Annotated in this window: 13 protein-coding genes and 2 pseudogenes; 4 read left to right on the forward strand and 11 right to left on the reverse strand. The window is 68.5% G+C overall.

Annotated elements, in window-relative coordinates; all coding sequences use genetic code 11:
* Positions 1 to 103: 103 nt before the first annotated feature.
* A pseudogene (locus tag ACFY4A_RS41655) lies at positions 104 to 223 on the forward strand (LD-carboxypeptidase); the annotation flags it as partial.
* A 128-nt stretch (positions 224 to 351) separates the two neighbouring features.
* Here ACFY4A_RS41655 and ACFY4A_RS41660 read toward each other — a convergent pair.
* The 6 genes and pseudogenes from ACFY4A_RS41660 to ACFY4A_RS41685 all read right to left on the reverse strand — a co-directional run bounded on the left by ACFY4A_RS41660 (position 352) and on the right by ACFY4A_RS41685 (position 3,684).
* Positions 352 to 736, reverse strand: a pseudogene (locus tag ACFY4A_RS41660) (carboxymuconolactone decarboxylase family protein).
* Positions 618 to 1,007 carry a hypothetical protein gene (locus ACFY4A_RS41665; RefSeq protein ID WP_390834535.1) on the reverse strand — a complete coding sequence of 130 codons (390 nt, stop codon included), beginning with the start codon at positions 1,005 to 1,007 and terminating at the stop codon, positions 618 to 620. Before ACFY4A_RS41665 ends, ACFY4A_RS41660 begins: the two are co-directional and overlap by 119 nt.
* 121 nt (positions 1,008 to 1,128) lie before the next feature.
* Positions 1,129 to 1,707, reverse strand: coding sequence for a hypothetical protein (locus tag ACFY4A_RS41670; protein ID WP_390834536.1), 579 nt, complete (start codon positions 1,705 to 1,707; stop codon positions 1,129 to 1,131).
* Positions 1,620 to 2,225: a hypothetical protein gene (locus tag ACFY4A_RS41675; protein WP_390834524.1), complete on the reverse strand. Its 606-nt coding sequence runs from the start codon at positions 2,223 to 2,225 to the stop codon at positions 1,620 to 1,622. Before ACFY4A_RS41675 ends, ACFY4A_RS41670 begins: the two co-directional genes overlap by 88 nt.
* 19 nt (positions 2,226 to 2,244) lie before the next feature.
* Complete coding sequence (locus ACFY4A_RS41680; protein WP_390834525.1) at positions 2,245 to 2,853, reverse strand: TetR/AcrR family transcriptional regulator; 609 nt, start codon at positions 2,851 to 2,853, stop codon at positions 2,245 to 2,247.
* A gap of 594 nt (positions 2,854 to 3,447) precedes the next feature.
* Positions 3,448 to 3,684 carry a DUF2399 domain-containing protein gene (locus tag ACFY4A_RS41685; protein ID WP_390834534.1) on the reverse strand — a complete coding sequence of 79 codons (237 nt, stop codon included), beginning with the start codon at positions 3,682 to 3,684 and terminating at the stop codon, positions 3,448 to 3,450.
* A gap of 73 nt (positions 3,685 to 3,757) precedes the next feature.
* Here ACFY4A_RS41685 and ACFY4A_RS41690 point away from each other — a divergent pair, with 73 nt between their 5' ends.
* Positions 3,758 to 3,955, forward strand: a complete 198-nt coding sequence (locus ACFY4A_RS41690) for a hypothetical protein (RefSeq protein WP_390834526.1) — start codon at positions 3,758 to 3,760, stop codon at positions 3,953 to 3,955.
* On the opposite strand, the gene ACFY4A_RS41695 is transcribed toward ACFY4A_RS41690, so the two are convergent.
* The 5 genes from ACFY4A_RS41695 to ACFY4A_RS41715 all read right to left on the reverse strand — a co-directional run bounded on the left by ACFY4A_RS41695 (position 3,933) and on the right by ACFY4A_RS41715 (position 9,026).
* A complete protein-coding gene (locus tag ACFY4A_RS41695; RefSeq protein WP_390834527.1) occupies positions 3,933 to 4,073 on the reverse strand; it encodes a DUF2397 family protein in 141 nt (46 codons plus the stop codon). The genes ACFY4A_RS41690 and ACFY4A_RS41695 overlap by 23 nt on opposite strands.
* Positions 4,074 to 4,079: 6 nt before the next feature.
* Entirely contained in the window at positions 4,080 to 4,265 is a 186-nt protein-coding gene (locus tag ACFY4A_RS41700) for a ferredoxin (protein WP_390834528.1), read from the reverse strand.
* A gap of 443 nt (positions 4,266 to 4,708) precedes the next feature.
* Positions 4,709 to 5,095, reverse strand: coding sequence for a hypothetical protein (locus tag ACFY4A_RS41705; RefSeq protein WP_390834529.1), 387 nt, complete (start codon positions 5,093 to 5,095; stop codon positions 4,709 to 4,711).
* Positions 5,092 to 6,447 (reverse strand): PepSY-associated TM helix domain-containing protein, encoded by a 1,356-nt coding sequence (locus ACFY4A_RS41710; protein ID WP_390834530.1) that lies wholly within the window; start codon positions 6,445 to 6,447, stop codon positions 5,092 to 5,094. Before ACFY4A_RS41710 ends, ACFY4A_RS41705 begins: the two co-directional genes overlap by 4 nt.
* Positions 6,448 to 7,370: 923 nt before the next feature.
* A complete protein-coding gene (locus ACFY4A_RS41715) occupies positions 7,371 to 9,026 on the reverse strand; it encodes an amidohydrolase (RefSeq protein WP_390834531.1) in 1,656 nt (551 codons plus the stop codon).
* A 522-nt stretch (positions 9,027 to 9,548) separates the two neighbouring features.
* Between ACFY4A_RS41715 and ACFY4A_RS41720 the strand changes: the two genes are divergently transcribed.
* Together ACFY4A_RS41720 and ACFY4A_RS41725 are read left to right on the forward strand one after the other, a co-directional pair.
* Entirely contained in the window at positions 9,549 to 9,947 is a 399-nt protein-coding gene (locus tag ACFY4A_RS41720) for a DUF6223 family protein (RefSeq protein WP_390834532.1), read from the forward strand.
* 721 nt (positions 9,948 to 10,668) lie between these two features.
* Entirely contained in the window at positions 10,669 to 11,391 is a 723-nt protein-coding gene (locus ACFY4A_RS41725) for a VOC family protein (protein ID WP_390834533.1), read from the forward strand.
* Positions 11,392 to 11,700: the final 309 nt, after the last annotated feature.

The following is an 11,700-nucleotide window of genomic DNA, read 5'->3' on the forward strand; positions in this document are numbered from 1 at the left end:
CAGGTCGGGACCCCGGGCCCGCCGCCCGACCGCAATCAATCACACCGATCACGACCGACCGGCCAATTGCCCGTTACTGACCCACGCTCCTAGCCGTCCACGCCCCCAGACCATGGCAGTCTTCGACGTCGACTTCGGGCACACCGAGCCCCAACTGGTGATCCCATACGGCGGCCTGGTCAGCGTGGACGGCCCGGCACGGAGGATCACCGTGACGTACTGACATCTCTGGGCGTCACCGGCTCACTCACTGACGGGGACGAGGAACAGTCAAGTCCTGTCGATCGGCGTCAGGGCGTCATCCGTTGATTGTTGGGGCGTGGCCTCCGGGCGGATGACGCCCCGCTCGGCTCACCAGGTCTTGCCGGCCTGCTCCCGGATCGTGCGGTTGATCCGGTTGAAGAAGTTGGTCAGCGCGATCTCCGGGATGATCGCGTTCAGTTGCTCGCTGGTGAAGTGGTCGGCGGCGGCGTCCCAGATCTCGTCGGTCACGCCAGGAGCTCCGTCCTGAAATGCGGGTGGCGGCTTCGGTCAGCGTGAGCGCTGCCCGCTCTTCGTCGGTGAAGAAGGGCGTCTCGCGCCAAGCGACGAGGTTGTGCAGCCGCTCGTCGGTCTCATTACCGGCCTTCTTCGCCGACGCGATCGAGGCGAAGACGCACGGGCTGCAGCCGTTGATCTGGCTGGCGCGCAGGTGGACCAGCGACAGCAGGCGCTTGTCGACGCCCTCCGCGTGAATCACCTCGTTCAAGGGACACCGGCGGCGGCGCATCGTCGGGTCGCCTTCCCCGGCGGGCGGTGACGAGCATATCGAGCGAGGCCCGCACCCCGTTGAGCTGCGCGAGGCCCGCGTTGTCGGGAATGTCCGTCAGCCGCAGCACGGTCCTGCGGCGCGCCAGATCGTGAATCGCGTCCGCCCAACCCCCAACGGTGACGGCGTATGTCACTTGCAGATGGAAATCGATCCGATCGCCACTCCGGAACTTCGTGAGACGTTCGATGCGCTGCACCGCGGCAGTGTTGGAGTGAAGTACGGCACCCGACCACGGGCGCAGGAGCCCGCCCAAGCATGTGAACGCGTTGCACAGGGCGGCGGCGATCACGCCCGGGAGCCGGCGCAGCGCAGCGACGTCAAAGCTCGGCCGCCACTGACAGGCCCTCCAGGACCGCTTCCTCCACGGTGCGGGGGGTGACGCAGTCCCCGGCGGTAAAGACACGGTCGGCCTGGACGCCGAGGGCGACGGGGTCGAGGTCGTTGACCGGGTCGTGCCCCTGTGCGAGGACGGTGCCTGCGATCCCTTCGAGCAACACCGGCTCCTCGGTGAGAGTGTGCTGGAGGTACACGGTGTCACTGTCGGCGCCGTAGAGCCGCACGTTGGGCAGGATCTCGATCCGCGCCCGTGCCGCCTGGGCCAACATGGCGGCACGTACGTACTGCTGCAGGTGCTCGCCGGCCGCGAAGCCCGTGACGCATAGCGCCACCTTCCTCCGCTGGCTTGCGAGTTGGAGAGCGACGCCCAGGCCGATCCAGTCGCCGCGCCAGTCCGCCACCACGATCCGTCCGCGCGGCACCTCGCCGCCACGGATCACCGACCATGCGTCGAGCACCACGGGATCGTCGATCAGCTCCAGCCGTGGGTGGCGGGGCCGTGCGCCGGTCGCGAGCACCACGGCGTCCGGCGCCGCGGCGGCAAGGGCTGGTCCGTCCATCCGTGAGCCCACGAGGATGCGGGCTCCCGCGCGTCGCGCCTCACCCTCCGGGCTGCCTGGCCGTAGCCGTCGAGGACTTCACGGATCTCGGCCTCGGTCATGGCGCGCGGCATGACATGGAAGCGCTCGCTCGGTGTTGCGGAGGGCGCCCAGGCGACCGGTGCGCTGCCGTCCTTGGACTCCAGGATCTCCCGGCCGGGATGGAAGAGCTGGCCGAAGACTTTCGCTCCGTGCCGGTGCACCGCCTGCGCGAGCCTGGCATAGCCGGGGACACACTCGTCGTCAGTGGCCATGAGCACGTGGGTGGTGTAGCGGGCAGACTCGTGCACGCCCGAGACCTGGAGCACGATCAGGCCGACGCCGCCCTTCGCGCGGGCTTCGTGGTAGGCGATCATTTCCTCGGTGACCTCGCCGTCCCTGACCAGGACCGTGTCGTGGCCCGAGGACAGGATCCGGTTGCGCACCGTCACCTTGCCTATCTGCAGCGGGCTGAACAGGTGCGGGAACCGCACTCCCATGGAATGTCCTCTCTGAAGCCTAGGCACACACGCCGAGCAGGACGCGCGCGGTGCAGAGCATCAGCTCGGCGTAACGTTCAGCGGTGAGCCCGGATCCGGACGCCACTGCCATTTCGCAGCCGTCGACCAGGGCCACCAGCGACCCGATGGCGAGGTCGGCCGGGACGGCGGGGTCGAACTCCTCGCTCTGCAGGCCTTGGTGGACGATCTCGCGAACCAGCGCCTGCCACTCGACATGGACCCGGTGCACGCCCTCGCGCAGCTCCTCACGACGGGAGGCGCTCGCGCAGAACTCGGTCCAGGTGGCGCAGCGCCGGGAGAGGGTGGGATCGGTGGTGAGTGCCGTGACGAGCAGTTCGAAGCGGCGCCAGGCACTGGTCGCGTCGGCAGCCGCCGCCCGCCAGCGTTCGATCAGATCGTCGATCGACCAGGCGAAGGCTTCACGGAAGAGGGCGTCACGGGTCTCGAAGTAGTGCTGCAGCGCGCCGATGGACACACCGGACGTCGTGGCGACGTCGCGCAACCGGCCTGCGTCAAAGCCCCGTGCAACACATGCCGTGTCCCTCGAGACGGGTGATCGACGCGCACCAGAATCAGAACTCCCAAGCCCTGAACGTGAAGGCCCCATCGCGCAGGCATCCGATCCGGGAGGGCAGGTGTACGCCTCAGCACCCCTGTTCGCAGGCGAACTGCCCTACCTGGCCACCCGCGAACTCACCGCGCTGTTGGACCCCGCCACCTCACAGGCCTGCCTTCCGGCGGCAGCTTCATGCCCTGGAGTGACACGGATTCCGCTCTGCGCGTGCACCCCGGCACACTGGACCGAAGCCCAGACAGCCCTTCGAGGCCCGGCCATCCCCATCCCCACGCTGCGAAAGGTGCTGGATGTACTCGCCGCCATCTGACCCCGCGGACGAGCCGCGCACGCGCCGGGCCTTCGCGCAGGCCGCACAGACGCTGGGCGCCTCGACTACCGGTCCCGAAGTCTCCCTCAGCTCCTCGACTGGGGGGCTTCGGCCTGGCACCGACCGGCTACGACGCCGCCCTGCTGCTCGCGTACTCGCTGCTCGCCCCCGGCTTCGCCCAACGCGTCCGCGACACCTTCCCCGTGCTCAAGACACACCCCACGGCGACGACTACGACCACCAGACTGAGGAAGTAACACCACCGCGCGGGCCTTCTGCTCGCTGTCCGACATGAGCCCCTTCCGTCGAGGGCCGGTTCACACGAGGTCTTCCAACAGCAGGTCGAGTGCCGCCTCTTCGTGCAGGGCGATTCCCACAGCGTCCATGGTCGGGGCCAGTTCCGCATCCCAGGTGGCCTCGGTGCGCGGGCCGGTGAGGAGGGGTTGCGGTGTGCCGTGCGCCTGGGTGCGGGTGACGAGGTACTCGTAGTCCTGTGCTGTCATCCGCCAGGGCTGGGCCCGGTAGCGCAGCATGACACGGTTGGCCAGTGCGATGCCTGGCCAGTCGAAGTCCCCGTGGTAAGCGAAGGCGCAAGCCGAATACCAGCGCTCGCGGTCCCGTTACCAGTTGTCGAAGCTGGGGGAGCGCGTGCAGCGGGACGCGGACGAGGTAATGGCCGGGGTGGACGCGGCACGCGAGGTGAGCAGCGAGCTGCTGGCCCTCGTCGACCGCGACCTGCGCGAGATCGCCGCCATGGCCGCGGTGCCGGGCGGTGCTGATCCGCAGCAGGCGTTGGAGCGGATCAGCAGATACTCGCCGCTTTGACGGTATGCGTGCTGCGCAGCAGATTGCCCCAGCGCACCAGTTGCTCGAGCCGGGCAGTGAGCGTCTCCGCATCCAGCGTCGTCCCCGGGACGCCCCTGTGTGCCAGCTTGGCCAGCATGCCATCTCATCCTTCGATCTCGATGGCCTGGAGCGGGTCACGGGCCGACTCGTCGAACTCGCCGGAGATGTAGAGCTGCTCTGCCTCTCGACGGAAGGCCAGCTTCCCGTGCTCGTCCAGCCGGAACGCAGACGAGGCATAGGCGCACTGGCCATGGTCCTGACACACTCTCAGATCTATGACGAAACGCATGAGCTGTATCCATGAAGAGTATGTGTTTTACTCAGCCAGTCCTGACGTCCGGCCGCCTGCGGAGCCATGCCAGGGCGCACAGGGGAAGGACGACGGGCAGGTATCCATAGCCCGATCCGAACCGTGACCAGACGCTCGCCTCGGGGAAGTACTGAGGAGCCAGCAGACTGAAGACGCCCACACCAACAACCCCAGCCAGCTCGACCCCGCACAACAGCACGGCCCATCGACGTGCACGCCCGTTCCGGTCGGCGGCCCGAAGGGCCACCAGACCACCCATGTAGATCACGGCGGCGAGAGCGGATAGCGCGTAGGCCGTGGGTGCCCGTGACGCATGGGTGGCAAGCTGGACGCCGCTCCGGCCGGTCGCTGCGAGGGCGAACACCGCGTAGAGGGCCGTCAGGGCCTCAGCGAGGTCGCGGTTTGCACAGTGTGGCGACCGGTTACGCATGCGGAACTCCGGAGGTCGCCTGCAGCCGCAGGGCCACCACCGCGGCGGCGGCGCACGCGATGCTCTCCAAGAAGCCCGTCGAGGTCTGTCTGTCCCGCCGCACTGCCATGAACAGGGGCAGCAGGATGACCGAGGCAGCCAGGTATGACAGATGCGTCGCCATGTCCGCAGGCCGGCGGCCGGCGGCCAGGCTCACCCCCTCCAGCACCGCCTGGATGACCAGTCCGGCCTGTAGCACCCACATGGCCGCCCTACCGATCTCGGAAGCACGCCCGCGACCGTTTGCGGGGTCGCTTCCGCGCAGCACCGCCTGGGCCGCCGACCAGAGAGCGAGGCCGAACGCGTAGATCACGATGGTGATGGCGAGTGATGCCCTCATACCGACACCGGGCTCTCCTGCTGCTGCCGGCGTATGCGACGCAGACGCTGCTTGCGCCTGCGCACGATCCAGGTCGCCGTCCCGGTAAACGCAAGCAACACCGGCATCATTCCGAACGCTGCCCACACGATCCGCCACCAGCCGTTGACGTACCAGCCGAAGTGGCTCGTGTAGATCGCCTGCTCGTAAAAGGTGTTCGAGGCCGTGGACCCCTTGCCGTCCCAGACCACCTTGATGTGGTCAGCGTCGTGCCGGTCCACGTACACCCAGCCATTGCCCGCAAGCATGGTTTCGCTGTACGGGTCGTTGCCGGGTTGCGAGATCTCGAAGAGGTACGCGGCGGTGGGATCGCCTGGAGCGGGCAGAGTGTTGTTGTGGACCACTCCCGGTACCGCGGCGACAGCCGCGGCAGCGGCTTTGTCCACGCCGACGTCCGGAGTGCCGGCCGCGACCGGACGGCTTGCGAAGTCCCAGTTCTGGGACTTGAGTTCCGAGGGGTTTCCGGCAGTGACGGCCAGCCACGCCTTTTGCAATGAGGGGAACTTGTCGGCAGCTCCGGTAAGGCCCCACATGAGCAGGAAGGGAATGGCGGCCATACCGACAACCTTGTGGAGTTCGCGGTTGCGGACGTAGCTACTCTTGTTGCGTCGGACCCGGAATCCGGATGCGAGTCGCCTGATACCTGGCCACCACAGAAAAACACCAGAGATGGCCAGGAGCAACAGGACCAGCCCGACAAGTCCGATGAGGGCCGAACCATATGTCACGCCTGACAGCTCATCGATGCCGAGCGTGGGAATGGTCTTGCCGAGTGCGGGAACGTAACCGGGGTACGCCGGATTCGACAGACCATAGGCGTGCAGGTTCTCCACAAACCCCTGGAACCCGCCGTAGTAGTGTCCCGATCCGGTGATATGGCCCGTCCCCGAGTCGACCGCGTACAGCTTGTTCAGGTTTGGGTCGGTGACCAGATAGATCCCTTTGTCGGGGATGACGTTCCCCGCGATGAAATCGGGGTGCGCGGAGTGCACCCTCTCCAGCGCTTCCCCGGCCGATATCGGATGCCGGGTGTCGGTGTGACGGTAGAGGTTCGCATTCGCGGCACGAAAGAGTTCCGCGCCCCACAGCAAGGGGACGCCGCATGTCATGACGATCAGCAGAACGATACCCACGACGAGTGTCACCCAGCGGTGGATGGCGGTGACGTATCGTCGGATCGCTTCCGGACGGCGGGAACCCCGCATGCGATCCATATCAATGGCCCTTCGCTGTGAGGAGAGAAGCACTATGCCGGGATACCACGGCACAGTCGTAAGCAAGGTTGACCGATCCACTGCATCAAGCAACCGCATCGATGGGCTGCATCGGCGGTCTGCGCTGCCATGGCGTGCAGGGCCTCGTGTGGAGGCAGGCAGGTCAGGAGAGCCGGTTTTGCGGCACCCATGGCTGCACGCTGCAGGCGGATCTCGCGGGTGGCGGGAGCACGGGCAGACTACTGGGTGAATCCGTTAATGCGCACGACTCGTGCGTGAATATCTTCGTTCTCAACCTCGATCCGTAGCAGACCGCAGGTCACGGCACAGCTCATGCCCGGACGCGTAGGAGGGACCAAGTCGAGCGCATGCAGGTGGACACACACTTCCGCTCGCCACGCGACCACGCACGCACAAGCTCACCCCGGCCGTTCCGCGGCCGCGGCACCCGGTATCGACCGCCCGGTCACGATCCTCACCGACCAGCGACGCGGGGCCTCAACCGCTCCCCGCATGTGCTCATTTCTGAGGGATCTCCGTTGCGCCTGTCCGGCTCTGGTGACGCCTTCTCCGGCCGGCGACGGCGGCGCGCAGGCGCACGTGCGAAGAAGGCTCCGTTCATGGTGCAAACGGAGCCTTCATGGGGTGGATTGTCAGTCACCGATTGCCTGGCGGATGCGGCGGGAGGGGGTGAAGACGTACAGGTCCGAGGAGGCCAGGCAGGTCGGCGAACCCGGGGCCGCCAAGTCGTCACGCGTCCACGGCGCGGCGCCCGCCCGGGCAGGGTTAGGGGCAGGGCGCTGTGGGCGTACGACGCGGACACGATCGAGGCACTCGCCGACCCAAGGCGGCGCAGCGGCCGAGCCGAGGGTCCGGCAACTGGTGCGGACGGCGAGACGGCCGGCGGCGAAGGCCAGGAGCAGGATGCCGGTACGCGGCGGGACGCCGATGAGGTTGTGCGGGGCGGGCCGACTCCCTGTCGGCCCGCCCCGCACCACAGCTCAGCTCTCGGGCACGGCCTCCTATTTCTGGGGGGCGAGGTCCGGGCCCAGGGAGGAGAACTTCTCCTGGGAGACGACCCGCTGGGGCGGCCAGGTGATGTTCTTCGGGGGCCATTTCTGGCCGGTCTTCTTCAGGAACCACTCCGGGGGCTCGTACATCGGCGGCTCGTACCCGTCGGGCAGTGCCGTCTTCCACTGCACCCCGCGCGTACGCTCCTTGAACTCGTCCTTGATCGCCTTGAGCCGGTCAGGCTGGGTGACGAGGTCGACGGCGGTGGCCGCCAGATAGCGCGCGGCCGCGAGCACGGCGGCCTGGCCGGGGGCTGCGGCGGCACAGGCCGCGGTGGACCAGGTGTGCATCTTGGTGCCGATGGGGGCGAGCGCCGCGCCCATCGAGACGGTCGGCACGTTCCAGCTGATGTCGGCGACGTCCGTGGAACCGCCGCCCAGGAAGGCCGGGTTGGGCGGAGTGAGGTCGCCTATCGCGTCGTGCATGCCCTTCTGCGGCAGCCCCAGGGACGCTTGGAGATCCTTCGCGAGCTTGTGCGCTTCGTCGGTGAACTGGGGCGGCCCGATCTGCCGCATGTTCTCGTGCAGCAGCTCCGCGAACGACTTGGAGGGCAGCTGGTTCCAGCAGGCCGAGGTGATGCGGTGGCGCACGCTGGTCTGGCTGGCCTTGGCCGCGGCCTCGGAGACCGCGATGACCTTGTCCAGGAGCACCTGCACGCGCGCGGGGCTGCCCTCGCGGACGTAGTAGGAGATCTCGGCTATCTCAGGGGTGACGTTGGGGATGTCGCCGCCGTTGTTGATCACCCAGTGGAGCCGTCCCGAGGGGGCCAGGTTCTCCTCGCGCAGGAACTCCGACATGGTCGCCATCATCACGGCCGCGTCCAGCGCGCTCTTGTTGCCCAGCGGGGTGCCGCCATGGCCCGCGACGCCGAGGAAGGTGAAGGTGACGGCGGTCATCGCGGTGGTGGAGCCCCACCCGGTGGCGTTGGCGGTCGACGGGTGCCAGTCGAGGAAGGCGTCCAGGCCGTCGTACACGCCCTTGCTGACGGCGTAGGTCTTGCCGATCAGCGTCTCCTCGGCCGTCGAGCCGAAGAACTTCACGGTCACCGGGAGCTTGTGCTTCTTCGCCGCCTGCGCGACGGCGGCCGCCGCGGCGGCCGCGGCCGTGCCGAGCGCGCTGTGCCCGCAGCCGTGACCGGGGCCATAGCTGGGCGCGAAGGGGTCGTGGACGTACTCGCGCGGGTCGTGGTGGCCGACGCCCTTGTTCTGCGAGAGGCCGGGCAGCGCGTCGTACTCGCCGCTGAAGCCGAGCACGGGTCCGCCGCTGCCGGAGGTGAAGGTCGCGGTGAACGCGGTCGGGAAGCCCGCGGTGCCGAACTCGACGCGGAATCCGGCCTTCTCCAGGAACGCCGCCTCGGCGAGCGAGGACTTCCACTCGCGCAGCGAGAGTTCGGAGTTCTCCCATATCTCGGAGTTGAGCCCGGTGACTTGGTCGGCGTTGTCGGTGATCCAGGCGAGCGCGGAGGTCTTGGCGGGGCTGTCCTGGGCGAGGCCCGTGGGGGCGCGGTAGCCGGCGGCCGGGCTGTCGTCCGCGGCGGCTGCCATCGCGGGGTCGGCCTCCGCGGTCATCGCGGCGGCTGTCACGCCGGCGGCGCCGAGGAGCTGCATGATGCGACGTCTGCTGAGTGCGGGGCCGCTCGCGTTCAGAGGTTCGTGCTCGTGCTCATGCTGATCGTGCAGGTCACACACATGGACCCCCGGGGGTGAGGTTAGGTGTAAGCGGCAAGCGAACAGCAACATTGGCCCCAGAACTTTGCTTCGTCAACATCCTGGGATGACAAAGTTGTTACTCAGCGGGCACGAAAGATCGCGTGGGGCTGTGGGATGGGGGCGCACAGGAGCCGGGAAGGGTGAGCGGAGAGCGGGCCGGCCACGCCTGGCGGGGGAGCTTCCCAGGCGCGTGTGCGGGATGTAAGAGGGATGGGGACCGCGCTCGGACGAGCGCAGCCGACCCCTGCGCGCCGGTGATCGGCCGGGTACCGCACACGCGGTACCTTCGCGGCTCCCGCAGCGTCCGCGGTAGCCGGATGCGGCATCGGCGGCAGCGCGAATTGCCTGCGCCCGCCGGACGACCGGATGTGGGTCCGGCAGACATGATCGGGGGACGTCCAGTCGTAGGAGGAGCACCTCATGTCAGTCCCATTTGTGCTTGCCGCGCCGGCGGCAGCGCATGGCTCGGCCCAGTTGGCCGCGGTTTACAGCGTGACCACCGGGCGACTCGTGGGCGGCACGGCCGCACTGGTGGCGTTGGCCGGCGTGGTCATCGGTGGGCTGGCTCTGGCCCGCTCCGCCGGTCGTGCCGGCGCCGGCAACAGGCGAAGCAGGGCCATCGTGGCCATGGTGGCAGGGCTGTTCGGCCTGGTCGTCGGCGCGCTGAATCTGGCCGTCGCCGACGGAGGTCCCGGCACCGGCAACGGAGTAGTCGGCGGCACCCTGGCCCTGGTGCTGGGGCTGATCGCCGCGGTCCTCGGCCGGCTGGCCCTGACCCGCTCCCACCGCACCGCCACACCGCCACACCGGCTGGGCTGACCGGCTGACCGGCACGTCCGTCGGGCCGCAAGGTGGTGGCGAGGGTCAGGTCGCCCGTGATGACGCCGACCGCGTCGGCTGGTGAAGGCGGAGGACGACACCGTCGACGCCGTCTGCGTCACCCGCAGCTATGCCTTCGACAGGAAGTGCCCGGGGCGGGCGCCGTCCGCCACCTGCTCGCCCGCCGTAACCGGTCCACCGGTGGATTCGCCTTCTACCTGTGCTGGTCACCGACCTCGGTGCCGCTGTCGGAGCTGGTCCGCGTGGCCGGCATCCGCTGGAGCGTCGAGGAATGCATTCGCGACGCCAAGAGCCAGGTCGGACTCGATCACTACCAGGTCGGGCACTGGACCTCGCGGTACCGGCACATGGCGCCCCACAGTCCGGCAGGCCGCCCGCGCCGTGCACCCCCGAGGGCGAACCAACTGCCGCCCCAGCGTGACGGACTGGCCCATCCGGTGCTGTGGACGACGGTTCGGTCCGCACGATCGTCATGTTGGGCGGCCGACAAGGTGGGTCTCTCGGCGTCCTGGTTCCCTCACGCCGTCGGATTCCTGCCCGCCCTCGTCGGGTCAGGTGCTGAACGGTCCCGGCAGGTCCGGCGCGTGACCGGACTCCTCCGGAAACTCGGATGCGGGTGCCGCACGGCCACCCCTAGGCTGCGCTCGCGGTGAGGGCGAGGCGCCGTATCGACCGTCAGTGGATCGGAGACGCACGGGGTATGACCAGTCAACTGTTCGCGATCTGTTTCAATGTGACCCGGCCGCCGGACCTGGCGCGGTTCTGGTCCGGTGTCCTGGGCTGGGAGTTGGCCGACGGCCCGGACGACGACGTCGCGATACTGCCCCCTGATACCGCCGGGTTCCGCATCCGTTTCCTGCCGAGCCAGGAGCCGAAGATCGGCCAGAACCGGGCACACTTCGACCTGACGAGCACCTCCCCGGAGGATCAGCGGCAGACGGTGGCCAGGGCGCTGGAATTCGGCGGGAAGCACATCGACGTGGGCCAACTCCCCGAAGAGGGGCATGTGGTGCTCGCTGATCCAGACGGCAACGAGTTCTGCGTCATCGAGGCGGGCAACAAGTTCCTCGCCGACACCGGCTTCATCGGAGCGCTGGCCTGCGACGGTACGCAGGAGGTCGGTTACTTCTGGAGCGAGGCGCTGCGGTGGCCGCTGGTCTGGGACCAGGACCAGGAGACTGCGATCCAATCGCCGAGCGGCGGCATGAAGATCACATGGGGTGGTCCTCCGGTGGCGCCGAAGACGGGCACGAACAGGGTGTACTTCGAACTGGCGCTCCCCGCCGACGCCGACTGGGAGGCGGAGGTCGACCGCCTGATCTCGCTCGGTGCGACGCGCACCGACACCGGCGAGGGCGACAGCGGCCGGGTGCTGATGCTCGACCCCGACGGCAACGAGTTCTCCATACAGAGGCCCCGGTAGCGGCACTGTTGTCGGGTGGGCTGTGTTTCATAGGCGTTCACTCGTGAAACACCGCCCCGCCCGGCGGTCCACCTGCGGCGATCACGTTTCTCGACCGCCTCGAGCGGGCCATCGCACGGCTGCGCAACGCCCTTGGGTGACAGGGCACAGCCGACCGTGGCGGGCATGCAGCGTGTCTGCCGACACCCCAAACCGGTGCGGCCCGCAGCACGCGGTCCTGCCCTGGTCACCCCGGTCGTCGCACCGCCGGCCATCCTGACCGCGCCCAGCCCCGCGCTTCCGGCCGCGCGGACGCCGACCCTGCCCACG

The organism is Streptomyces sp. NPDC001292 (assembly GCF_042896465.1).
Lineage (GTDB): Bacteria > Actinomycetota > Actinomycetes > Streptomycetales > Streptomycetaceae > Streptomyces.